Annotated in this window: 19 protein-coding genes and 1 pseudogene; 13 read left to right on the top strand and 7 right to left on the bottom strand. The window is 63.2% G+C overall.

From position 1 onward, the window contains the following. The first annotated feature begins 392 nt into the window (after window positions 1-392). Window positions 393-1,574: an epoxide hydrolase family protein gene (locus B5525_RS06385; protein ID WP_079565250.1), complete on the top strand. Its 1,182-nt coding sequence runs from the start codon at window positions 393-395 to the stop codon at window positions 1,572-1,574. Window positions 1,575-1,736: 162 nt separating this feature from the next. Further along, window positions 1,737-2,678, top strand: coding sequence for an aldo/keto reductase (locus tag B5525_RS06380; RefSeq protein WP_079573009.1), 942 nt, complete (start codon window positions 1,737-1,739; stop codon window positions 2,676-2,678). Between the two features lie 93 nt (window positions 2,679-2,771). On the opposite strand, the gene B5525_RS06375 is transcribed toward B5525_RS06380, so the two are convergent. Together B5525_RS06375 and B5525_RS06370 are read right to left on the bottom strand one after the other, a co-directional pair. After that, window positions 2,772-3,374: a cytochrome b gene (locus B5525_RS06375; RefSeq protein ID WP_079565249.1), complete on the bottom strand. Its 603-nt coding sequence runs from the start codon at window positions 3,372-3,374 to the stop codon at window positions 2,772-2,774. Then, window positions 3,371-4,438, bottom strand: a complete 1,068-nt coding sequence (locus B5525_RS06370; protein ID WP_079565248.1) for a catalase family peroxidase — start codon at window positions 4,436-4,438, stop codon at window positions 3,371-3,373. The genes B5525_RS06375 and B5525_RS06370 overlap by 4 nt, the downstream gene beginning before the upstream one ends. Before the next feature lie 416 nt (window positions 4,439-4,854). On the opposite strand from B5525_RS06370, the gene B5525_RS06365 reads away from it, so the two are divergent. Then, window positions 4,855-5,169 (top strand): hypothetical protein, encoded by a 315-nt coding sequence (locus tag B5525_RS06365; RefSeq protein ID WP_154073096.1) that lies wholly within the window; start codon window positions 4,855-4,857, stop codon window positions 5,167-5,169. Between the two features lie 212 nt (window positions 5,170-5,381). On the opposite strand, the gene B5525_RS06360 is transcribed toward B5525_RS06365, so the two are convergent. Then, window positions 5,382-5,936 carry a hypothetical protein gene (locus tag B5525_RS06360; protein WP_079565246.1) on the bottom strand — a complete coding sequence of 185 codons (555 nt, stop codon included), beginning with the start codon at window positions 5,934-5,936 and terminating at the stop codon, window positions 5,382-5,384. A 123-nt stretch (window positions 5,937-6,059) separates the two neighbouring features. Between B5525_RS06360 and B5525_RS06355 the strand changes: the two genes are divergently transcribed. Both B5525_RS06355 and B5525_RS06350 read left to right on the top strand, forming a co-directional pair. Then, a complete protein-coding gene (locus B5525_RS06355) occupies window positions 6,060-7,358 on the top strand; it encodes a YcaO-like family protein (RefSeq protein ID WP_172899824.1) in 1,299 nt (432 codons plus the stop codon). Between the two features lie 36 nt (window positions 7,359-7,394). Beyond that, window positions 7,395-9,509: a BTAD domain-containing putative transcriptional regulator gene (locus B5525_RS06350; protein WP_079565244.1), complete on the top strand. Its 2,115-nt coding sequence runs from the start codon at window positions 7,395-7,397 to the stop codon at window positions 9,507-9,509. A 9-nt stretch (window positions 9,510-9,518) separates the two neighbouring features. On the opposite strand, the gene B5525_RS06345 is transcribed toward B5525_RS06350, so the two are convergent. Next, a complete protein-coding gene (locus B5525_RS06345) occupies window positions 9,519-9,932 on the bottom strand; it encodes a hypothetical protein (protein WP_079565243.1) in 414 nt (137 codons plus the stop codon). A 41-nt stretch (window positions 9,933-9,973) separates the two neighbouring features. Continuing rightward, window positions 9,974-11,554, bottom strand: a complete 1,581-nt coding sequence (locus B5525_RS06340) for a hypothetical protein (protein ID WP_154073094.1) — start codon at window positions 11,552-11,554, stop codon at window positions 9,974-9,976. 335 nt (window positions 11,555-11,889) lie between these two features. Between B5525_RS06340 and B5525_RS06335 the strand changes: the two genes are divergently transcribed. The 7 genes from B5525_RS06335 to B5525_RS06300 all read left to right on the top strand — a co-directional run bounded on the left by B5525_RS06335 (window position 11,890) and on the right by B5525_RS06300 (window position 19,473). Then, on the top strand, window positions 11,890-12,138 hold the full coding sequence (locus B5525_RS06335) for a hypothetical protein (RefSeq protein WP_154073093.1): 249 nt from the start codon (window positions 11,890-11,892) through the stop codon (window positions 12,136-12,138). A 201-nt stretch (window positions 12,139-12,339) separates the two neighbouring features. Further along, window positions 12,340-13,227: an IclR family transcriptional regulator gene (locus B5525_RS06330; protein ID WP_079565240.1), complete on the top strand. Its 888-nt coding sequence runs from the start codon at window positions 12,340-12,342 to the stop codon at window positions 13,225-13,227. A gap of 54 nt (window positions 13,228-13,281) precedes the next feature. Continuing rightward, window positions 13,282-14,262 (top strand): Bug family tripartite tricarboxylate transporter substrate binding protein, encoded by a 981-nt coding sequence (locus B5525_RS06325; protein ID WP_079565239.1) that lies wholly within the window; start codon window positions 13,282-13,284, stop codon window positions 14,260-14,262. A 35-nt stretch (window positions 14,263-14,297) separates the two neighbouring features. After that, window positions 14,298-15,527 carry an ABC transporter substrate-binding protein gene (locus B5525_RS06320; RefSeq protein ID WP_079565238.1) on the top strand — a complete coding sequence of 410 codons (1,230 nt, stop codon included), beginning with the start codon at window positions 14,298-14,300 and terminating at the stop codon, window positions 15,525-15,527. Between the two features lie 303 nt (window positions 15,528-15,830). Beyond that, window positions 15,831-16,847, top strand: coding sequence for a DUF2778 domain-containing protein (locus B5525_RS06315; RefSeq protein WP_154073092.1), 1,017 nt, complete (start codon window positions 15,831-15,833; stop codon window positions 16,845-16,847). After that, window positions 16,844-17,101 (top strand): hypothetical protein, encoded by a 258-nt coding sequence (locus B5525_RS06310; protein WP_079565237.1) that lies wholly within the window; start codon window positions 16,844-16,846, stop codon window positions 17,099-17,101. The genes B5525_RS06315 and B5525_RS06310 overlap by 4 nt, the downstream gene beginning before the upstream one ends. A 674-nt stretch (window positions 17,102-17,775) precedes the next feature. After that, window positions 17,776-19,473, top strand: coding sequence for a methyl-accepting chemotaxis protein (locus B5525_RS06300; protein ID WP_079565236.1), 1,698 nt, complete (start codon window positions 17,776-17,778; stop codon window positions 19,471-19,473). A 229-nt stretch (window positions 19,474-19,702) separates the two neighbouring features. Here the strand turns inward: B5525_RS06300 and B5525_RS06295 are convergent, their stop codons facing one another. Further along, a complete protein-coding gene (locus tag B5525_RS06295; protein WP_079565235.1) occupies window positions 19,703-20,404 on the bottom strand; it encodes an alpha/beta fold hydrolase in 702 nt (233 codons plus the stop codon). 96 nt (window positions 20,405-20,500) lie between these two features. Between B5525_RS06295 and B5525_RS47720 the strand changes: the two are divergent. Continuing rightward, window positions 20,501-20,809, top strand: a pseudogene (locus tag B5525_RS47720) (winged helix-turn-helix transcriptional regulator); the annotation flags it as partial. 501 nt (window positions 20,810-21,310) lie between these two features. On the opposite strand, the gene B5525_RS06285 reads toward B5525_RS47720, so the two are convergent. Continuing rightward, window positions 21,311-22,255: a hypothetical protein gene (locus tag B5525_RS06285; protein ID WP_079565233.1), complete on the bottom strand. Its 945-nt coding sequence runs from the start codon at window positions 22,253-22,255 to the stop codon at window positions 21,311-21,313. Window positions 22,256-22,747 lie beyond the last annotated feature (492 nt).

Here is a 22,747-nt window from a genome sequence, read left to right as displayed (position 1 = left end):
CGCACCTTTGCCGCCAGGCCGGAGCGGGCTGGGCTTTGACCTGTGATGAGCCGGCGAGTCGTGAGCGCCATCCTCCGTTCACACTTCGTCTCCGAGCAAGTGCGCTCCAGGTTCGGTTCATCCGGGCTGAGGGGCCGTACCGCGCTCACTCATACCTTGATATGAGGCCATGCTCCCTACGTGGAATAGCTTGGAAGATAGAGGCCAGACATGCTCCGGCAATTCGCAACACGCGACGCGATCCGAATGGGTCAAAAAGCGGACGCAAGATGACGTTGGTGAATGGCCCACGCGAAATCGGTCTGCATCGCCCCGTCAGCGGCGGCATCTGCCCAAGTTGTCGCCGACCTCGGCAAGCTTGAAATGTTTTTCCGACACAGGGAGTGAGCGACATGGCGTCTCTTTCAGGTATGAATCAAGATCGCCGCCAGTTTTTGACGGCCGCGATGGCAGTCGCAGCTGCGGGCGCTGCTGGATTTTCCTCTGGCGCTCTCGCGAATCCGACCTCAAGCGAAACGATACGACCGTTCCGCGTCAATGTCGCGGAAGATGATCTGGTCGACTTGCGCAAGGTGGAAGCGCGGCTCAACGCCTTGCCACAGTTTGTTACCGAGATCGACGGGCTCGACATCCATTTCATTCACGTTCGTTCGAAACCTGAAAACGCGTTGCCGCTCATCGTCACGCACGGTTGGCCCGGCTCGGTCATCGAGCAGCTGAAGATCGTCGAACCATTGACCGACCCCGCGGCACATGGCGCGAGCGCGTCGGACGCGTTCCATCTGGTGATCCCGTCGATGCCGGGCTACGGGTTTTCGGGCAAACCGAGCACGACCGGCTGGGATCCCGCCCGTATCGCACGTGCGTGGATCGCGCTGATGAAGCGCCTGGGATACACGCGCTGTGTGGCGCAGGGCGGCGATTGGGGCAATGCCGTCACGGAACAGATGGCGCTGCTGGCGCCTCCGGGATTGCTCGGCATTCACACCAACATGCCGGCTACCGTGCCGGCCGAAATTGCAACCGCGCTCCAGCCCGGCGGTTCGCCGCCATCGGGGCTGTCGGCCGACGAACGGCACGCATACGACCAGCTGGATTTCTTCTACAAGCACGGACTCGGCTACGCCAACGAAATGGCCAACCGCCCGCAGACACTCTACGGAATTGTGGATTCGCCCGCAGGCCTGGCGGCATGGATTCTTGATCACGACGCCCGCAGCGAGGAGCTCATGTCGCGTGTCTTCGACGGACAATCCGAAGGCCTCACCCGCGACGACATCCTCGACAACATCACGCTCTACTGGTTGACCAACACGGCGATCTCGTCGGCCCGTCTGTATTGGGAAAACAAGCTCAATTTCTTCGAGCCCAAGCACGTTTCGATCCCGGTCGCCGTAAGCGTCTTTCCGGACGAGCTTTATGCCGCTCCGCGGAGCTGGACAGAGCGGGCCTATCCCAAACTCATCTACTACAACAAGCTCGACAAGGGTGGTCATTTCGCCGCCTGGGAGCAGCCCGGGCTGTTCAGCGCGGAAATGCGCGCGGCCTTTCGTCCGCTGCGTCAGTCGATCTAAACGAGCGGGCCGCAGGTCCGGCGGCTGCAGCAGGCAAGCTTTCGCGCAATGCGGCGGCCGATCGTCGACGATGGCGCCGCCGCATGAGGCCCGCGCCGGCCTGCCCATGACGGACTTCATGTTCCCTGACGATGGCACTCTCGTTCCCAAGGCAGTATGAGCATGACAACATCCGATACGCTTCGTTTCACGAGGATTCATCTTGCGCACGGATCTGGCGCGCTCCCCGCCGTCGGGTTTGGCACGCTAATTCCGGATCCTCTCGCGACCAAACAGGCTGCCAGGGCTGCGTTGGACGTGGGATTTCGACATCTCGATTGTGCGGAACGCTACCGCAATGAAGAAGCGGTAGGCGATGCGATGCAGGAAGCCTTCCAGGCGGGGACGGTGCAGCGGCAGGACCTGTTTGTCACAACGAAGCTATGGAATACCAATCATCGGCCAGAGCGGGTCAAACCTGCCCTCGATGCGAGTCGCCGGCGACTGCAACTCGACTATGTCGATTGCTATCTCATCCATACTCCCTTTGCCTTTCAACCCGGTGACGAGCAGGACCCGAGGGACGAGCGCGGCCGGGTGATCTATGATCCCGGGGTCACGCTGACGGAGACATGGCGGGCGCTGGAGCACCTGGTGGACGATGGTCACTGCAAATCGATCGGCTTGTCGGACGTTACCTTGGAGAAGCTGCGAGAGATCGTTGCGGCTGCGCGGATCAAGCCTGCCATAGTGCAGGTCGAATCGCATCCGTATCTCCCCGAATGGGACCTGCTCGACTTCTGTCGGGAGCATGGGATCGTACTGCAGGCGTTTGCGGCGTTGGGACATGCCCTGCAGCCGAGAGTAGTGGACGATCCGGTGATTACAGCCATCGCCCAGCGTGTGCACAAGACACCAGCACAAGTTGCCCTGGCCTGGGCCGTACAGCGCAGCACCGCTTTCCTGACCACCTCGACCAACCCTCGGCGCATCCGGGAGAACTTCGAGATTTCAGCTCTCCCTGAAGACGCCATGCGGGAGATTCGGGACCGCATCACCACGAACGTCAGGTTCAACGCGGTGGTGAAGACCGGCATGCCCGGATTTATTTCCCGGGCAAGGTGAGCTGAACTCCGCGCGAAGCCGTTAAGCGACTCTCCGGAAGCTCCGGAAGCCGCGACGCAATCCATTCTTTCCTATCGCGTCTTGCGGATTTCGTCATTCCGCTCCAACGGACGGTCGAAACCCGGCGCTGCCGCGGGCGGGGGTGGCGACCTCGCCGCGGAGCGACCCGCCCGCCATGCTCTCGAACACGCCGTCGCGGCGAACCAGCGCATGGAACAGCGCGGCGGCGAGATGGAGCAGCACCACCGCGAAGAATGCGAAGGCGAGGTAGTAATGCGCATTCCAGAGCAGCGTATGCAGGCTGTCGCTTTGCGGCAGGATGGCCGGGAGACGGAGGTTTCCATACAGCACCACCGGATAGGCGCCGGCCGACAGCATCGCCCAGCCGATCAGGGGCATGCCGATCATGAGGGCATAGAGCGCGTAGTGCGACAGATGCGCCGCCAGTTTCATCGGCGCCGGCAGCTCGGCGGGTAGCAGCGGTGCGCCGTAGCGGGTGCGCACGCCGAGCCGGATCAGTGCGAGCACCAGGATGCCGATGCCGAGCGTCTTGTGCGTCGCCAGCAGGGGAACGTATTTGGGCATCACGGTCGACACCATGCCGACGCCGATGAAAAGCATCGCCAGGATGCAGGCGGCCATCAGCCAGTGCAGCAAACGCTGAAGAACGGTGAATTTCACGCCGCTGGAGGTCATGGCTTTGCACTCGTCGCAGTTTGCTGGTGATAGGGGTAATCCTTAGCTTCCGAAGTGCGCAGGTCGTACGATTTCGCGTAGGCCGAGGACCGTGCGGCCGGGAACGGATCGTCGGACACGCTGATACCGCTGGGCAGGATGGTCGGATCGAAGTTGATGTCGCGGCACGGGCCGTCGCGTTCGGCTTCGATCTGCTGCACCACCAGCGTGCCGGCCTCGATGGTTTTCCGTCCCTCAGGCCAGGCCTTGCTCGGATCCGACGTCTGGTCGCCCGGCTCGGCAATGGTCACGACCATGGTCCAGCGCTGCGGTGCCTTGGCGACGCGGTCCGCGATCTCGTGCTCGAGATGATCGGGGCCGAGCTTGGCGAGATCGTCGTCGGTGATCGGCACGACCTGCGCCTGGGGCAGCAGCGACCACCGCACCGCGTGCTCGGCGCCGGCATTGTCGGTAAAGATGAAGGCGTTGAGGCCGTGGTAAGGCTCTTCAGCGTAGCTCGCCGTCCAGGGCGCGCTCTTGGCCCAGGCGCCGAAGGCCGCGAACTCGGGATGCGCGGCGGTGAAGCTCTTCATCGCATCCGGATCCTTGCTGCCCGACGCCTTCAGCAGTTCGTAAAAGGCTTGCGGGTTCGCCACCGCGAAAAAGGGGGGATCGATCATGGCGGTGCGCCATACCTCGCCGTCCGGGGTCGAAATCTGCAGGCCCATGCCCCGCACCCGGACCTTCGCATCCGGTTCGGTCGGATCGGGCGTACCGAGATTGAAGCGGCCAAGAACCGGATACTGGGCGGCCGAGAAAACCTGGGCCCGCGAGAGCTGCGCGCCGTTCCCGTTCGATTCGAACACGCCGGTGAAGCAGATGCCCTTGGCGTGATTTCGCCGGTGGCCGAGCGCCGGACCGGTGGGGGGAGCAAATGCATCGACCAGCTCGGTCGGCGTCAGGCGACCGGGAGAGAGCCATCCCGCCGTATAGGCGAACGCACCGACGCCGGCGGCGACAACGACGGCAATGAATGCCAGCGATCCGAACGTGGAATGTGGCGGCGATGAAGACGGCCCAGGCATTCGACACCCTCAGTTGGACTCGACCACACTCGCTTCCGGGTAATGGTCATGAGCCGACAGCGACACTGAGAGTCATCTAGCCTCCCGCCTGCGGATGGTCTTTCCAATCTTGCAGCGCGCTTTGAGGATCGCACGACAGGGGTCAAACCAGCGCAAGCCAGCCTTAATTTCGTCCTCGCCCGCGCAAATAGTGCATTGCGAAAAGTGCAGGCGACGCGGCTTTCGGTGCGCCGGGGAGCCGAGTTCGGATACCCGCAAGCTGATCGAAATCTGGCTCCAGAACGAAGCCCGGATCGGCCAGCGGATCACGCTGGCCCCCGCCCGGTTTCTAGCGATAACGCTGAAATCACGATAGCCCGCGCAGATTCCCCTCGCGGCAAGTGCTCATCGGCCACCGCGAAGGTTCGGGGGGAAGGATGACTGCTATTATTTACAACTTCGATCGCTCCAAGGAGGGCAAGTCGGAGGACGAAACCGATCGGGTTTTCTCGGCTTTGGGGCGGTACTCGGTCTCAGAATTGCTCGAACTTTTATATGTCGGGGAAGAGCCGGGGTTTTTTGAACTGATGCGTGGGGTATTTGGGCTCTCTGACAAGAGCCGTTTCATCCTCCAGGAATTCCTCGCAGCGGCGCCCCCTCAGACAATCACGGCAGCGATCGATGCAGAGGGCCGGTGTGTTCTCACCCTTGAGACAGTCGAACAGCAAAGGCCCGTCAAAGGGGTTGCATGATATCGTTTTGAAATTCTTATAGTTGTGTCCAGGCTCGTCAGCCAACGGAGGTCTGGAGACTCGTTATGTAGGCCCGCGGTGAAGCCTTCCATGGCTCGTCCTGCCGCCGTCAAGCGTCTGGCGCCCCGCCGGCCAACGACGAGCACGCAAGGATAGGCCCCCGCGTTCGCCGTCATGGAGATCCCGCCGCCTTGATGGTTTCCCGATGACGGTCATTCGGCAGCATGGATGGCTCGCCGCTCGTGCGACAGCGATCCGGATACGAACTCGCCGATCCAACTGCAGCGCTTGGCCTTGATGTGCCATGCCATCGCCTCCGCCGAGGACGGCGCCGGGTCGGGAATGTCGTTACGGATCTCCTTGCCATCCAGCCAGCCGCAGCTATGCGAATAGCGGGTTTCGCAAAACAGGCGGATCGTGTCCCGCTGCTGCAGCAGCGCATAGCCATCTGCGGGAAAGAAGGTACCTGCAAGACCGATCTGGACCGGCAACTGGCGCACCAACAGGAACGTGCTGGTGGCTTCTGCTTCGGATTCCGAGGCCAGCACGCCGAACAGGCTGTGGATCGGGCTAATGGCATCGGGCGCCGCGGGCCCGCCCGGCTCCGGCATGGCGCCGGCGGTCGCGATCGAGAGGTACTCGCCGTCGGGCCCCCAGCGGCAAGCGATCAGCCATTCGCGGCTGCGACTGCGGATGAGCGTTGGCTTTGCGTAGTCCGATCGGGCTATATCGGCGGCCATTGCGACGACAAAAGCTTTCGCGAGCATATATTCCTCCGGAGCGACTCTGGGGTGTCCTCGTCCGCCAAGACTGTGCGGGCAGACGTGAGGCCACCGTGAACAGGAGTGGAGCTGCAAATGCCAAATCCGTTTGCGCGCGCCGCTTCACTGTTGCTCGGCGACGACCGGGAACAACAAGGCAACCGCGATGCCCGGCCCCTCCTCGAGGCGCTTGGTTATGCGGCCGCAGCAGAACCTGATTCACAGACGCGCCACCGGGCCAATCTGCTCAAGGCGGCGTCCCGGTTTAGGCGTGTTTTCGAACTTGCCGCACCCGACGCCCCCGGTTTGGTCTGCTTCGGAGCCGAATTCGATCCGAACCTCGCTGATCCCCTCCACGCAGGGCATCCCTTGGTCGGTGTTTCCGGCGTGGGCCTTTCGCTGCAGGACGCCTTTCAGGGCTGTATCGGCGAGGGTATCGAATATCTTTCCCAGCTGCAGACCGGCGATGACGCGCTGGAAGTTGATCCAGGCGATCCGGCCGGCAAGCTCGGTCCACGGGCGCGCGAGTTCCTTGCGGCCTTCTCCGCGCACCGGCTGAGCCCCGATGCAAAGCTTTCATGGCACCGCGTGACGCGGCTCGCCGATGGTTGCGAGGTCTTGCTGCCGGCGGATCTGTGCGTAAGACGTCCGTTGCACCAGCAGGAGGTGAAGCCGCCTTTTCCACTGGGTACCGGATCGGCTGCGGGCTTGTCCTGGGACGCCGCGGCCCTGCACGGTCTGCTCGAGTTGATCGAACGCGATGCCGCCAGTCTCTGGTGGTGGGGCGGCAGCCGCGGCCGGTCGATCCCGCCCGAGGACGACGCCCAAATCGCCGCCGAAGCGGTGCTGGCGCAACTGCGCCAGGGCGCTTCGGCGCGACGTAGCTGGTTGCTCGACATCACGACGGATATCGGCGTGCCCTGCGTTGCAGCGGTCTCCTGCATGGCGGATGGCTTTGGCTTTGCCTTGGGCCTGGCCTCGCGGCCGACCCTTGCGGGTGCGGCCCGCGCTGCCGTTCTGGAAATGTGCCAGGGCGAATTGGCCCATGCGGTGGTCGAAACAAAGCTCCGGGAGCGCGGAGAAGCTGCGCTCAACGCCCGGGACCGCATTCACCGACGGCGTGCGACGTTGCTGAACGCCGATCGGTGTCTGCTGCTGCAGCCGGAGCCGGGGCGCGCACGACACCTGGCCATCGGCACAACCGACCCGACGTCCATGCTGCGGCTGATCGCAGACCGTGTGGCGCAAGTTGATATCGAGGTCTTTGGCCTGGATTTGACCCGTCCGCGCTTCGAGATTCCGGCGGCGCGCATCATCGCGCCGGGCCTCCAGGTTTTGCCTTCGGAGATCGTTACGCCGCGGCTGGCGCAGATGATTGCCCGAACAGGCGGGGGAGCGGCCTATACCGACGGCATTGCCCTGATATAATTGCCGAAACTGCGGCCCGGTACGGAAACGCTTGGGATGCAACAGATTGCTGGGATTCAAGGTTTGGCCGCAAGCGAAACCGTAGTGGAGCCTGGGAGCGCCGCGCGTCTCTCCGTCTCGCTGGTGGGACGTCCGTCGATCACGTTCGGCGGTCGCCCGATCGAACTTCGAACCCAGAAGGCAAGCGCCGTTCTCAGCTATCTCGCTTTGACCGAGGCCAAACATGAAAGCCGCGGACGGCTGGTCGGATTGCTGTGGAGCCGTTCGGATGAGGAAAAAGCCCGCGCCTCGCTGCGCCAGGTGGTCCGCGAACTGCGCTCTGCGTTTGAGGATGCTGGATTTGGCGGATTTTCAGCAGGACGACTCTCGATCCATCTCAACGCCGAGGATGTCGAGGTCGATGTCGAAAGCATCATCCGGCTCGCGGAAGGCGGCCGCGTGCATCCCCTGCTTCTCAATACCCCTGACCTCGGCCAGCGGATTCTCGATGGGATGGACGACCTTGATCCGTCATTTCGAATCTGGGTGCTTGCGAAACGTCAGACGATACATGACCGGCTGATGCGATGTCTCGGTGCCGGTATGGTCGCCACAGGGGTCGCTGCCGGCGCCAAGACCGAGATCGCCGCTGCGATCGCCAATCTCGATCCGACTCACGAGGAGGCCTGCTGCCATCTGATGCGCGTGCACGCGCAGGAGGGCGACGTGGCGGGGGCGCTGCGCATCTACAAATCGCTCTGGGATTTGCTCGATCGGGATTATGGCATGGAGCCGTCGCCGGCGACGGAAGAACTCGTCGCCGACATCAAGCTCGGCGCTTTCGAAAGGCCGGCCGGCCGGCTTGGCGCCCAGTCTGAATCTGGCAGCCGCACGGTACGTGCCAGCGGCGGACCCTCAAGCCGCTCCGTCGCTCCGGAAGCCGGATACTCCGGGGCGCCCGCCAAGATACGCCTCGTGCTGCGCCCGTTCGCGATGCATGGCGTCGACGGCGATCATGCCCATCTGGTGCAGGGGTTCAGCCTGCATCTTGCGGCCTGTCTCGTGCGTTTTCGCGAATGGAGCGTGATCGATCGTCCGGCTGCCGCGGTCGCACCTCCGCCGCCGGGGGCGGCGCCGCAATACTGCATCGAAACGACTGCGTATCAGGCGGGCGCCGAAATCAACATGGTGATGGTGCTGCGGGACGAAGCGACCGGCATCTATGTCTGGAGCGAAAGTCTCCGGCTCCGCCTCGACAACTGGTTCGAGACGCAGCAGCGCATCATCCGCAGGATCGCGACCTCGCTGAACGTGCAGCTTTCGGCGGAACGGCTGATGCGCCTCGCCGGCGAACCCGACGTTTCGCTCGACGTCCACGACCGCTGGCTTCGCGGGCAGGATCTCCTGATGAAATTCGAACCGGACAGCTGGCAGCGGGCAGTCATCATCTTTCGTGATGCCATCCGAGAAAATCCCACCTTCTCGCCTTGCTACAGCAGCCTCGTGCAGATGAATAACATCGAACATATTGTACACCCGGGCTTCTTTCGCGATCGCGACAAAGCAAAAGCAACGCTTGAACTCGCGAAGAGTGCCGTTCAACTGGATCCCGTCGATTCCCGGGCGCATCTGTGCTGTGGCTGGTCTTATGTGATGGCGCTGCGGGAGGCGGAAGCGGCGCCGCATATGGAACTCGCTTGCGAGCTAAACGACAATGACCCGTGGACTTTGCTATCCTGTGCGCACTATTGCGCCTTCTGTGGATCGATCGAGCAGGCCCGGCTGCTGGCCGCCCAGTCGCTGGCTCTTTCGCCGGCGCCCACTCATCCCGAGTGGGGCTACCACGCCATCATTCGCTTCTTGTGCGGTGACTATGTTGGCACCCTCGAGGCTTGCGATCGCGCGAATGATGCCACACAGACCCTGCCCGCATGGCGTGCGGCGGCGCTGTACGAACTGGGGCAGCTGGTTACTGCGCGTAAAGAAGCTCAGCGGTTCCTGAACGGGATACGTTCGTTTTGGGTTGGATCAGCCGCGCCGACCGACGAAGCCATAACGCGTTGGCTGCTGCAGACCCACCCCATCAGCGTAAGCTCAAGGTGGGAAGCCCTGCGCCAGAGCTTGCGTGGCGCAGGACTTCCCGCCGAGGGCCTTGTCCAATTGGCTTGGTGAGTTGGATGCTCAGGCGCAGTTGCTTATCGTATAATCGCCGATGCGTTCGGCGTGCACCCTGAACTTCTCGTCTTCCGGGATCACCGGCTCCATGCCGTTGAACAGACGCTTGTAGAACGGCGGAAGCGGATAGGTTGCACCCGGCTCGTTGAGCAAGGCCTCGGAATCCGCGATCATCACCTTCGGCGGCAGACGCACCAGGATCGTCTCCTGGTCGGAAGAGACGAACTGGATCTGCTTGAAGCGTTCCGGCACGGTCGCGAACACCTGGGCCTTGGCGAGCTGCTCCTTGAACTCGTCCATGGTGGTCGGCAGCGGATACTCGTTGTCATCCTCGAGATAATTCTTGCCGGTCGCCCAGGTCTTGACCAGCTTGCCCCAGCGCTCATGGTTCGTCACTTGCAGTCTTTCGATCCTTCCCATTACTCACTCCTGCGGGTTGCGTGAGGCGGAACAATTCCGACTCACAGAAATGCGGGCTCGGCCTGCAACAGATCGGCGATCTCGGCCGTGAACTCGACCAGCTGATCCATGCGTTCGATTTCGGGTACGGTTTCGAATACATTTTTCGGATAATATTCCGCAGCGAGTCCTGCGAGCGCTTCCGCAAGCGAATCCGCGCCGCGTCCTGCGGGAATCTCGTTATCCGCGAGCGCGCCGAAAATCACTTCCGAGACGATGATCGAACCGAGCGGTCCGAGGCACAGGCCTTGGGCCAGCGGTTGTCGCATCGCCTCGAACAGAATGAAAAATGGCAGCGGCGGATCGTTCGCAAGCGTTTCGATATCTTCGGCGGAGAGTTCGCCATAGGAGGTTTCAGAAGCCAGCCACTCGCGCAGCTGGCTGACCCGATAGGGCCGATCGGCAAGCAGCCGTGAAGCGGCAACCAAATGCGGCCGCCGCGCCGAAATCTCGGCGACCAGCGCATTCACCGACCAGAGTCCGGCAAGCGAAGCGCCCAGCAGGTCTCGGTACAGCAGGCCGACCCGGCTGGTCTGGTCGACGGCGGGAAATATCTGATCATTGCCGAGCCCATCGCTGAGAAACGGTCCGATACGCCGGCTGAAATTGGGCCTCGACCCCCCGATCTCGAAGAAGCGCGACCAGCGCACGATCCAGGTCGAATCGAGCGGCATGTTGACGGGATCGTTGGCCGAGGTCTTCTCCAGGGTCTTGTTGAGATCGTGGGTAGAGAGATCGTTGATGACGTATTCAGGCCGCACCATCGCATGGCCGAAGCGAAACGCGCCGTGCGAGAATTCAAGAGGGACGCGCCAGCCTTCCTGCTCCGCGCTGCGAGCGGCGGGGCTGCCGCTGGCCCGCACCGGGCGATCGATGAAATCCAGCATCGGTCCGGCGTAGGCCGCGTAGATCGCCGGATGCATCACCCGCCGCATAAGGTCCTTGCGGATGATGTTGTGGTAGATCAGCGTCAACGCGTCGCGCGCGCAAAGAAACCGCTTGTAGGCAGCGCCAAGGTTGGCGTTGGGACCGGTCGTGGGTTCGCCGCGGCGAACGATGTCGATCAAGCCGTTGTGCAGCAGCGCGAAAAGCGCGGTCAGCTGCGACATGATGGCGTGATCGTCGTTGCGGGGATCGGCGATCAGGGCTTCCGTCAGCGCAACGCGCTTTCCAGCGATACTGCGGTCGATCCCCGTGACGTTCTCGGCCGGGGTCCGCGCGATGTCGCGGAACGGGCAGCCGGTCTCGACGCTTTTGTCCTTCCAGCGCATCCGTCCGAGCCGCAGCTTCGTCCGCCGCTCGTCATTCGCCGCATCCAGCGCATACACGGAAGGGGAGCCGACCGGGCCGCTTCCGAACAAGGTCTCGAGCTTGAGAGCGGCGCGGCGCACATTCGCGGTGTCACCGCTCAAGCCGCCCACGACCGAAAGTGGAATCGCTGAATGCACCAGATCGTGCGCCACGAATTGCAACAGGTAGGTGTAACCTGAGGGGATGCGGGGGTTTTCCCAGCGTTCAATGGTTGCGTCGGCATGGACAGGCCATCGCAATTCGGCATCCATCCGCCGGGACAAACGGTTCATCAGCCCCCGGACTTTGTGCGATTGCTCCGGCGCGTCCAACGGGTCGATTCCGTACGCCTTGAATCGCTGCGAAGCTTTCGGCGTTGATAGGAAATGTCGAAACCCGGGCGGTATTTGTTGATGGACGGAATCGTCGGCGATGGCGGTCTCCGAAACCCCGAGGGCGCAGGTCTCATTCGCTTTCCGCACCGCCATTGAAAAGTCTCCCCGGCTTCAGGATACGAAGTTGCCGGGCCTGCCGTGAAATTATCGTGATCTGAAGTTGCACGCGTGTAGCGTGTGTTGTCCGAGCGATGTGCAACCTGTCTGGCCTGAATTCGAAAGGGATTCGTCTGATGTCGCCTGACATCCTTACGTCGGCGATCTTCCTGTCGGCGCTGCCAAGCGCCTTCGTTCGTTGCCTGCTCAACGCCCGGATTTTTGAAATGCAAGCTGAAGGGGTGGTGCAGTCTTTCGACAATCTATCTCATCATGTCGCTTGCCAACGCGATCTCCGCGGACACGCACAAGAAGGAGAGACGGCACATTGCGCACAGCGAGGACGAGAGCAACGATCGTTCTGCTCCATCGGAAGATGTGCTTGATCGAAAGCCGGGCCGGATTTGTTGCGAGCGCCTCGCTGCTGGAAAGTTCTTCGCCCGACAGTTCTGATGCGGACGGATTGCGCGTCCCCTGCCGCCGGATCGTGACGGATCCGACATTTGAGGCTGTCCACATAGTGGACGGAAAAGGCTGAAATGGGAAATTCGATGGACATGCTGCAAGAGATGCTTCATTAAACGGGCATGTCTATAGCCATACAGCGCAAAGCGGCCTTCACCCCGTCGCCGTCCGCGGAAACCGTGCTCGCCGAAAGTGCCGGCGACGCGGCTTTCGCCACGACCCTTGCAAAGGGACTGGTGGTGCTCGAGGCCTTCGAGGCCGGGGCGCCGATGCTCGGCAACATGGAGCTTGCGGCGCGCACGGGGATTCCGCGGCCGACGGTGGCGCGGTTGACGCACACGCTCGCCGAGCTCGGCTACCTCCGTTACGACCAGGACCTTGCCAAATACCGCCTTGGCGCCCGGGCGCTGCGCATGGCCCACCCGCTGCTTGCCGGCATGCAATTTCGCCAGGTCGCGCGGCCGATGATGCAGGAACTTGCGCAGAGCGTGCGCGGCACCGTCTCGATCGGCCTGCTTGACGGAACGGCGATGATCTATGTCGAGACCGCGCGATCGGGAGATGTCGGGCCGCACACGCCCGACATCGGCATGCCGATCCCCGTCGTCATGACGGCGATGGGGCGCGCCGCAGCTGCGATATTGCCCGCCGGCCACTCCGCGCTGCTGGAAGCGCGGATCAAGGCGGACAGCGCCGACTCCTGGTCAGCCTATCGCGACCGGTACCGTGCCGGAATCCGGCAATGCGCGGAGCGGGGATTTTGCACCTGCTTTGGCGAATACATGGCCTCCATTCACGCGGTCGCCGCTCCCCTGTTTCATGCGCGAAACCTGAAGCAATCCTTTTCGATCAATTGCGGAATCCCTGCCTTTCGGTTGCAGCCCGGGCAGCTCGAAGCCGAAATCGGTCCGCGCATCACCGCCCTTGCCGCAAGCATCCGCTCGCTCGTCAACGAAGTTGAGCCGATGATCGCGCCCCGTGAACAACAGAAAAAGAAGACCGCGAAATGACAGGGAAGCCGGCGCTCCGACTTTCGGCGGACGCCCAATTCCCGGGAGGCATTGATGAACGTCACAAGGCGAACCCTGCTGGGCACCGTCGCCGCCTGCCTGTCGGCGGGTTTCGGCTTCCCCGCGCGTGCGAGGGACGATTGGCCCTCGCGTTACGTGCGGATGATATCGCCCTACGGCGCCGGCGGAGCCAACGACATCTCGTTGCGCATTCTGGCCGAGTATCTGGGCAATCGTCTGGGCCAGCAGTTCATCGTCGAAAACAGGCCGGGCGCGGGCACTCGCCTCGCCAATGAATACGTCGCGCATGCGGCGGCGGACGGATACACTTTCCTGTATGCGGCAGCGCCGTACGCGACGGCCGAAGCGCTGTTCGGGAAACTGACCTACGACTCGCGCAAGGATCTGCAGCCGGTGGCCATGGCCGTGATGGCGCCGATCTTCCTGATCATCAACGCCGAGGCACCCTTCAAGAGCCTGCAGGAGCTGATCGCCTACGGCAAGTCGAGGCCCGATGGCCTGACCTTCGCGTCTCCAGGTGTCGGCTCGCAGCCCCATCTCGCCGCCGAGCTGCTGTTCAGGGACGCCGGCGTCAAGGGCCTCAACATCCCTTTCCGCGGCGACGCCATGGCCTACACCGAGCTCTTGGCCGGCCGCGTCGATGCCACGCTGACCGCGATCAGCACGGCGTTGCCCTATATCGAGACCGGCAAGCTGCGCGTGCTTGGCGTGGCCTCCGCCGATCGCAGCCCGCTCTACCCGCAGGCTCCCACGCTGCGCGAGCAGGGCTTTGCCAATGTCGTGGCTTCCGGCTGGTACGGCTTCATGGCCCCGACCGCCACGCCGGGCCCGATCGTTGACCGGCTGCAGCAGGAGATCGTTCGCGCACTCGCCGATCCCGGGGTGAAGCAGAAGCTGCTGATCCAGGGGCTGGAACCGCGCGCCGGCACGGCCGCCGAGTTTGGCACCTTCATCGACGACGAGACGCGCAAGTGGAGCGAGCTGATCCGCGAGGCGAGCCTCAAAGGCGAATAGCAATTCGAAACCAACATGCGCGAGGATCAAACGCAATGAGGGATACATTCTTCAACTGGACGGCGACGGCGACGGCGATCGCGGTCGCGCTGTCGATCTCTTCCGCCCACGCGCAGAAGAAATACGATGCAGGCGCCACCGATACGGAAATCAAGATAGGCCAGACGGTGCCGTTCTCGGGACCGGCCTCGGCCTACGCCGCGGTCGGCAAGGCCCAGGCCGCCTACATGAAGATGATCAACGATCAGGGCGGCGTGAACGGACGCAAGATCAACCTGATCCAGTACGACGACGCCTATAGTCCGCCAAAGACCGTCGAGCAGGTGCGCAAGCTGGTCGAGGCCGACGAGGTGCTGCTCACGTTCCAGATCATCGGCACCGCGCCGAACGCCGCCGTGCTGAAATACCTCAACGGCAAGAAGGTACCGCAGCTGTTCGCCGCCACGGGTGCCGCGAAGTTCACCGATCCCAAGGCCTTTCCGTGGACCATGGGCTTTAATCCCAGCTACTTCGTCGAGGGCAGGATCTACGGCCAGTACATCCTGAAGGAGCATCCGAACGCCAAGATCGGCGTGCTCTATCAGAACGACGATCTCGGCAAGGACTATCTCAACGGCCTCAAGGCCGGCCTCGGCGACAAGGCCGCCAAGATGATCGTGTCGGAAATTTCCTACGAACTGACCGAACCGACCATCGATTCGCAGATCCTCAAGATCAGGGATGCCGGCGCGGATTTGGTCTTCAGCGCCTCGACCCCCAAGCAGGCGGCGCAGGCGATCAAGAAGATCGCCGAGCTCGGCTGGCACCCCGTGCAGATCGTGGACATCAACGCCAACACGGTCAGCGCCGTGCTGAAGCCGGCCGGCCTCGAAGCGTCCAAGGGCATCATCAGCGTCGGCTATGTCAAGGATCCGTCTGAGGCCGCCGCCGCGAAGGACGATCCCGGCATGCAGCGCTACCTCGACTTCATGCAGAAATACTATCCGGACGGCGACAAGGGATCGAGCCTGAGCGTCTACGGCTACATCACCGCGCAGCTCATGGTCCAGGTCCTGAAGCAGTGCGGCGACGACCTCACCCGCGAGAACGTGATGAAGCAGGCCACCAGTCTCAACAAGGTGGAGCTCGATTTGCTGCTGCCGGGAATCACCGTCTCGACCTCGCCGACCGACTATCGCGTCAACAAGCAGTTGCAGATGGTGAAGTTCGACGGCGAGCACTGGCAGCAATTCGGGCCGATCATGACCGACGAGGCGAAGGATTAGGCTGGCGTCGCGCGCGGCTGGTCAAAAACCGATCAAAATGGCCGCCGATCGAGATGGTCCCGGCCGCGGCAAGCACGGTCCTCGCCGGCACGGCTTGCGAATCCAGGCGGAATGGAGGGGGTCTGGCCGGGCGGTACCGCTGGCCGGACCACCTTTCAATCGCGGGACAGGTCCGATGCCCTCTTTTGTCTAGATTATGCCGCACTTTTAGCCATGATAGGATACCGGGTAGTCGACGAATCCTCGGGGGCTGGGCGCCCCGGAGGTGATCGGGGTTTCGGGGTTATTGGCTTTGGGGACTTGATGGCTTTCGACGCCGCAATCGCTGACGGGCTGTTGTCGCGCCGCCGCATCGGTCGGTCCGAGACGGCTATGCTGGTTTGTGCTGCGCTCGCGGTGGCGCTCGGCGCGGCAGCCTGGCTTTCGGATTCCGATCAAACCACGGCGCTGGCCTCGGCGGCGTTACCGCAAGGCCCGGATCGCATCTCCTTCGACGATCATTTTGCTTCGCTGTCCGAGTCCACGGTCGATTTGAAGGTCCGCCTCGCCAGGGGCGCGCTGGCCCGGCGGTTGATGTCCCGGGATTGGCGCGCCGGACCTGTCGATCAGGCCAGCCTCGACCAGGGCAGGATCGATGACGACAAGACCGATGACAGCAAGGCCGATGAGAACAGGACTTCGGCTCCGGCCGGCATTCCCCTGCCGAGGTCTCGTCCGGCCACCGCCGATCTGGCAGCGCCGGGATCGGCCGTGGCTCAGGTCGACAACGCACCCCGGTCGGATGACCGCACGCTCCTGCAAAAACTGTCCGACCTGCTGCCGGGGCGCGTCACGCTGGCCTCGCTCGCGCCGGAGGGCGGGCTGTTTCGCCAGGGGCCGGATCTGGCGTCGCGCGGCTACGACAATCTCACCGCGGTCTACGACATCTCGGCCCACGCCGTTTACTTGCCGAACGGCTTGAGCCTGGAGGCGCATTCGGGGATGGGCGGCCTGAAGGACGATCCCGACCACGTCAGCGTGCCGAACGCCGGCGCGACACCGCCGGCCGTCTATGAGCTGAAGCCGCGCGAGCGGCTGTTTCACGGCGTGCAGGCGCTGCGCATGATCCCCGCCGAGGGTAGTTCCACCAACGGGCGTTCCGGGCTGCTCGCGCACAGCTACATGCTGGGCCCCGAGGGCGATTCGAACGGCTGCGTCTCGATCAGGAACTACGATCGGTTCCTCAAGGCCTTCAGCGACGGTGAGATCAATCGCCTCGTCGTCGTCCCAAGCCTGGGCGGCGCGACGCTGGCCGCCCAGCGCTCAAACACGCAGTCATGAGCGATGCATCCAATTCCGAAACGCCGCTGCGAACGATATTCGAAATCAGCCTGAACGGGAAAACGGTTTCGATTTCGACCGTCGGCCAGGCCTATCGTTTCCTGACAAATTTCAGTTCGGTCGAGTGGATGGAATTCCGTTCGTTGCACGCCGACGCCGTCAGGTGGCTTCAGGGCGCCGCCGATAATGCAATTCTGACCGTGCCCGCGACCGACGCCGTGCGTGCGCTGTTCGTCAAGGCGAAGGTGCTTTGATGACGGGGGGAATCCCGTCCCTTCGCGCGTCGCTGAACTAATGCTCCGGCACCGATGCAGGCGGGCGAGCCGCGGACCGCGACGAGCTGTTGGCCGGGGATGACGGCTTCGCCGCGGCACTACGCGACCGGCCGCGCGGTGCGCCATCGAGGGATTCCAGATAAGAGGTGAGCGCCCAGGCCGAGCTGGAGCTGGTCGCATAGTGGTCTTGCAGGAACAGGAACAGCGTCAGGCGAAAGCGGCCCTTGGCAAGCCCGCGGGGGCTGCGATGACATGACGAGCAACCATCCGCAAACAGCTTGGCAGCCGATTTGCCCTGATCCAGATTCTGGGCATGTGCCGCGCCGCCGGTCAGGACCAGAATTGTGCCAAGGGCCAAGTGACCGAACAAGCGACGGACCCAGAGTTTCCGCAGCGACCTACCTTCCGACCTGAACTGCATGCCCGCCACTGTCCCCCGAAACACGCCGCCATGCGGTCGATGCCGACGTCCCCAACCCCGAACCCAAGCCGAGTTAGGGTCCAAGAGCGTCAAAAAGGCGGCAAGCCGCGCCGGAGATCATACGGCAGGCGTCGGGATTCCCCTCCGGGTTTGATTGTGCATCGTTCTCAATAAAGGCTTAACCGGTAAAGCGATACTGTTGCCGATCACTTCTGCCAGGAAGGCCCGCCTCATGCGACACCTTACCGTCTACAATCGTTTTGCGATGATCATCGCGGTCTTGACCGTTGTCTTCGTCGCCGCGCTAGCCGCGCAAGTAATGGTGCTTCGCAATACCGTCATCGAGGAACGCCGGACCAAGGTGTTCGATCTGGTCGAGGCCGCGAAGAAGATCCTGTCGACCTACGAGGAAAAAGCCAAAGCCGGCAAGATCCCGGTCGAGGAAGCGCGGCAGCTTGCTTTCGATGCGATCGGCGCCATGCGCTGGGGTAAATCCGCCGACTATATCGGCGTCTACGGCGCCGGCAGCAGCAATGCCGGCGTGACCCATGTCCACGCCAATCCGAAATACATCAATGTCAATCGCTGGGATTACAAGGACAATCAGGGCCAGCTGCTGATTCAGAATATCGTCGGCAAGGCCCGCGCGGGCGGTGGTTTCCTCGAATATCAGGTGCCGAAAGCGGCGGGCGGTCGCGAGCTGCCGAAGCTCAGCTATGCCGGCGGCTATGGCGAGGGCGACAAGATGCTCGCGATCCAGGCCGGCGTCTATACCGACGATATCGACGCGGTGGTGTTCGAGCGCGCCATCTGGATCGCGGCGGGCGGTCTGGCTGGATTGCTGGTCGCGGCATTGGCCGCCTTCGCGCTCGGTCGCGGCCTGGTTCGTCCGCTCGGTGCGATATGCGGCGTGATGGACGGCCTGGCGAAAGGTGACCTGAGCGTCGAGGTCCCGTTCACCGAGCATCGCAACGAAATCGGCCATATCTCGCGCAGCCTGGCCGTTTTCAAGGCTCGGCTGCTGGACGCCGAACGTCTCCGTGCCGAGCGGGAGGAGGCGTCGGCGCGCGCCGTGGCGGAACGCAAATCGGCCATGAACCGGATCGCGAGCGAGTTCGAGAAAAGTGTCGGCGGAATTGTCGCCGGCGCCGCTTCGGCCGCCGCCGAGATGCAGCATTCGGCGCAATCGCTGTCGGCCATCGCCAAGGAGACGACGCGGCAGAGCACGACCGTTGCCGCGGCGGCGCAGCAGACCACGGCGAATGTGCAGACCGTGGCCGCTGCGGCGGAGGAGCTTTCGACGTCGGGGCAGGAAATCTCCCGTCAGATCGTTCACTCGTCATCGATCGCGCAGAGCGCCGTGGCCCAGGCCGGCCGCACCAACACCATGGTGGAAGGATTGCTGGAGGCGACGCAGAAGATCGGCGAGGTGATGGGGCTCATTCAAAACATCGCCGCACAGACCAACCTGCTGGCCTTGAACGCAACCATCGAAGCCGCGCGGGCTGGCGAGGCGGGCAAGGGCTTTGCCGTGGTGGCCAGCGAAGTGAAGGCGCTGTCGACCCAGACCGCGAAAGCGACCGAGGAGATCGCCGACCAGATCCAGTCGATCCGCGACGCCACCGGGGCGACGGCAGGCGCCATCCGCGAGATCGGCGCCACCATCGCCCAGATCGACGAGATCGCCACCACCATCGCTGCCGCGGTGGAGGAGCAGGATGGATCGACCAAGGAAATCGCCCGCAGCGTGCAGCAGGCCGCGCAGGGCACCCAGGGCGTCATGCAGAACATCACCGGCGTGACGCAGGCCTCGGGCCAGGTGGGAACAGCCGCCGAACTGGTGCTCGGTTCGGCCGGCGAACTCGCCAAGCAGTCCGAGCGCCTCAAGCAGGAGGTCGAGAGTTTCCTCGCGACCGTCCGGGCGGCGTAGCCTCGCTTCCCGACGCATGATGGGTTTTGGCGGGATCAATCTATCCGCCCCAGGCTCCGCTTGCCTCTCCCATCGGGAGAGGCAAGCGCGTAGCGCCGGGTGAGGGGTTAAGGTCTCTCATTGGAGCTGCGCCCCCTCACCCGATTTGCTGCGCAAATCGACCTTTCCCCGCCGACGAGAGGTGAACAGGTCGCGGGTGGAGATACTCAATCAAAACTCATTTCGCTCCCTAGGTTCGCTTCAGCAGCAATGCTGTAAGTTCATTCGGCATGTCCAGCATCATTTCGTGACCGCAGGCCAGTTGTTCGCGCCACCAGCCGCGACGTTCCGCGACGGCGTCGAATTGCGCGAAAGGGCTGTTCTGACGGCCGCGCGCCAGAATAAATCCGATGTCCTCCACGCTGTCGCAGGCGCCCGCGATCCGCGCGGGCACTTCGATGGTCGATAACGGATGCATGGTGCTCTGGCGGTCGACCCACGGCGCGTCGGCGGGATTGACGCCCAGGGCCGCGGCCGAAAGCGGCGGCACCTTCCAGCCCCCGCCGTGCAGAACCGCGAGGTCGCGGAGATCCCGGCCTGCATTGGGCAGATATTCGAGGACGGACTTCCCGTTTTCGGGCACGAAGGCATCAAGATAGATCAGCGAGCGGATGCGGTCGCGCATCCGGTCGGCGACATGACGAACGATGGCGCCGCCATAGGAATGTCCGACCAGCACGATGTCCCGGAAGTTCTCCCAGGCCACGAGATTGGCGACGTCGGCGATGTGGGTTTCGAGTTCGACTTCGCGAGTCAGGAGATGGGACCGTTCGGCGAGGCCGGTCAGGGTCGGCGTAAAGACGCCGTGACCCTGCTGCGCCAACAGGCGCCGCACGCGCGCCCAGCACCAGCTTCCCTGCCATGCACCGTGAACCAGGACGAAATCGGTCATTGCAAAACTCCATTTGTGTTGTCGGCATTGCGTCCGCGCAATCGCCGCGCGACCTCCGACGGTTGCCGCGTCACGGAGTTATTTGGTCCGGTGGCGATGCCCGCCAAGTCTGTTTTTCGTACTGGAAAGCGGGCGCGCGGTGGCTATATGGATTGCATGTCGATCCGCTATGCCCAGTTCTGCCCCGTCGCGAAGGCGTCGGAGGTGTTTGCCGCGCGCTGGACGCCGCTGATCCTGCGCGAGCTGATATCCGGCATGCATGCCTTCAACGACATTCATCGCGGCGTGCCGCTGATTTCCCGGGCCGTGCTGGTGGCGCGGCTGCGCGAGCTGGAGAAGAACGGCATCGTCGAGCGGCGGTCGCGCGCGCAAGGCAATGGCCGGGAGTATTGGCTCACGGCCGCCGGCGAGGATTTCGGCGCGGTGATGAACGCGCTCGGCCGCTGGGGCCTGCGGCACACGTCCGAGCGGATCGAACCTTCCGATCTCGATCCGGCTCTCCTGTTGTGGGGCTTGCGCAAGCGAATCGATCGAGATGCGCTGCCCGGGCGCCGCGTTGCCCTGCGTTTCGAGTTCTCGGGTGTGCCGGCAAGCCGCACCAAATTCCGGATCATGTGGCTGGTAGTCGAACCCCACGGCGTCGACGTATGTGTCAAGGACCCCGGATTTGCCGTCGACCTCATTCCTTCGAGGCGACATCCGCGACTGGATCGCCGTTTTTCTCGGCCGACGGAGATGGCGTGCCGTAGCCGGGAATGCCGTGAAGATCGAAGGCGATCGAAAAACAGCGAAGATGCTGGAGACGTGGCTGCAGCTCGACGCAGCGAGCAGCCCGGACAATGCGGGCTCTCATGCCCCCACCCGGCCGGTTCGCTCGCAGCCGGTGAAACGACTGCAGGGATTCCGTTAGGCGCCGGGGCGGATCGCTACCGGGGGCGGCTTGCTGGCCACGGCCGACGGGTTCGACGGCGAGCTTGCGATCGTCGCTTCGGTTCGATAGCGCGGCAGATGACCTTCGAGCGAGCAGCAAACGCACAGCGCGAGGCTGGCCCAGACCGCCGCGCTGAAATAAAGCGACATCCAGGCAATCTCGTCCTTCCACTCGGCAAGGTCATGCGTCACGATCCAGCGCGTGCTCACGTCCCAGAGGCCCTCGAGAGGCCGCAGGTGGCTGCTGCCATCGGCAACCTTGGCCCGCCACCGGCCTAGATACATCGGGACGTCGATGGTCATGAGAAACGCCAGATAACCCGCAATCCCGATGATCGCGACGGCGAGGACGACGCGGACTATGCCATCGAACTCCGGCAGCAGCCGGCAAAGCCCGATCCCGACGATGAAGAAGGCGACGGCCCAAATCGAATTCTCGATGGCGTTGCCCCAGTACTTGGTGGTCAGCACCGCATACCATGAAAATCCTTCCGCGATCAGGATCAACGGCACGATTACCCACGCGGCGTTCAAGGTGGTGTCCGCTTCCGTGATGGTGCCGAGCTGGTGCAGGATGATCGCCCACTGCGCCGCGAAGCAGACCTCGGCCACGGTTGCCACCGACCGGCCGACGACGACGCTCGACAGCCAGGTGTCGAAGAGGCAGATCCGCTGCACATCCGCGCGCGGAAGGAACGACCTGAAGGCGCAGCCGAACACATAGGCCGCGCAGAGCACGAGCATGAGCTCGATGGTGGACGAGCTGCCGAGGCCGCCAATGCGCTGTTCGTGGAGCTGGCGGTACAGCACGAACCAGACCGCGATATTGGCGCCGCTGACCAGGGTCAGCAGGCTCCACCACCAGGCCAGGGGATTCGACCAGGCCAGGGAACTTGGCCGCGCCCGCCATTCCAGACTCATGGACCGCTCCGTATTTTACCGAACTGACATTCGTCTGTAGTAATCCTGTCATAATTCACAGCGAATCACGAACAAAATTGTGTGTGCGGCGGGTACTTGCGGGACGGCAGCCCGTCTTCGGTCAGTGCCGATGGCGCGGCAAAGATCAACACGGGCCGCCGCGGTCCCGATGTCGTCGGGACAGGACGGGGTGTTGAGTCAGAGCCGCAGCGCGTCGAGCCGGGTTGATCCGCGCGACGAGCAATTGCCTTGCAATTGCCTTGGCTCGTGCCGCCAACGCACCCGTCGGGCAAATCACTGATTTGCCTGTCCAGCCCCTTTTGCAAAAATATTCTGATTTTCCGAAGAAGCAAATCAGCTTATAACGCGCGCCATCCCGTCCCACCGAGAGGGGCGTTTCGCGATCGTCACGGACGTTGGAGCGGGATGCGATGGACGCAAGGAGCGCTAAAGACGAGAGCGCTGATCTTGCGGACGGCAAAATCGTGTGGT

It is taken from the genome of Bradyrhizobium erythrophlei (assembly GCF_900129505.1).
GTDB classification, from domain to species: domain Bacteria; phylum Pseudomonadota; class Alphaproteobacteria; order Rhizobiales; family Xanthobacteraceae; genus Bradyrhizobium; species Bradyrhizobium erythrophlei_D.
The sequence above is the reverse complement of the archived record's forward strand: the minus strand, read 5'-3'. Positions and strand labels throughout refer to the sequence as shown.

Bases quoted from the DNA above. Each gene is read 5' to 3' on its own strand.
- B5525_RS06295 (WP_079565235.1), bottom strand. From the start codon at position 20,404: ATGACCGATTTCGTCCTGGTTCACGGTGCATGGCAGGGAAGCTGGTGC.
- B5525_RS06300 (WP_079565236.1), top strand. From the start codon at position 17,776: ATGCGACACCTTACCGTCTACAATCGTTTTGCGATGATCATCGCGGTC.
- B5525_RS06365 (WP_154073096.1), top strand. From the start codon at position 4,855: ATGACTGCTATTATTTACAACTTCGATCGCTCCAAGGAGGGCAAGTCG.
- B5525_RS06340 (WP_154073094.1), bottom strand. From the start codon at position 11,554: ATGAACCGTTTGTCCCGGCGGATGGATGCCGAATTGCGATGGCCTGTC.
- B5525_RS06330 (WP_079565240.1), top strand. From the start codon at position 12,340: ATGTCTATAGCCATACAGCGCAAAGCGGCCTTCACCCCGTCGCCGTCC.
- B5525_RS06320 (WP_079565238.1), top strand. From the start codon at position 14,298: ATGAGGGATACATTCTTCAACTGGACGGCGACGGCGACGGCGATCGCG.
- B5525_RS06315 (WP_154073092.1), top strand. From the start codon at position 15,831: ATGGCTTTCGACGCCGCAATCGCTGACGGGCTGTTGTCGCGCCGCCGC.
- B5525_RS06310 (WP_079565237.1), top strand. From the start codon at position 16,844: ATGAGCGATGCATCCAATTCCGAAACGCCGCTGCGAACGATATTCGAA.
- B5525_RS06375 (WP_079565249.1), bottom strand. From the start codon at position 3,374: ATGACCTCCAGCGGCGTGAAATTCACCGTTCTTCAGCGTTTGCTGCAC.
- B5525_RS06370 (WP_079565248.1), bottom strand. From the start codon at position 4,438: ATGCCTGGGCCGTCTTCATCGCCGCCACATTCCACGTTCGGATCGCTG.
- B5525_RS06360 (WP_079565246.1), bottom strand. From the start codon at position 5,936: ATGCTCGCGAAAGCTTTTGTCGTCGCAATGGCCGCCGATATAGCCCGA.
- B5525_RS06380 (WP_079573009.1), top strand. From the start codon at position 1,737: ATGACAACATCCGATACGCTTCGTTTCACGAGGATTCATCTTGCGCAC.
- B5525_RS06345 (WP_079565243.1), bottom strand. From the start codon at position 9,932: ATGGGAAGGATCGAAAGACTGCAAGTGACGAACCATGAGCGCTGGGGC.
- B5525_RS06325 (WP_079565239.1), top strand. From the start codon at position 13,282: ATGAACGTCACAAGGCGAACCCTGCTGGGCACCGTCGCCGCCTGCCTG.
- B5525_RS06350 (WP_079565244.1), top strand. From the start codon at position 7,395: ATGCAACAGATTGCTGGGATTCAAGGTTTGGCCGCAAGCGAAACCGTA.
- B5525_RS06285 (WP_079565233.1), bottom strand. From the start codon at position 22,255: ATGAGTCTGGAATGGCGGGCGCGGCCAAGTTCCCTGGCCTGGTCGAAT.
- B5525_RS06385 (WP_079565250.1), top strand. From the start codon at position 393: ATGGCGTCTCTTTCAGGTATGAATCAAGATCGCCGCCAGTTTTTGACG.
- B5525_RS06335 (WP_154073093.1), top strand. From the start codon at position 11,890: ATGTCGCCTGACATCCTTACGTCGGCGATCTTCCTGTCGGCGCTGCCA.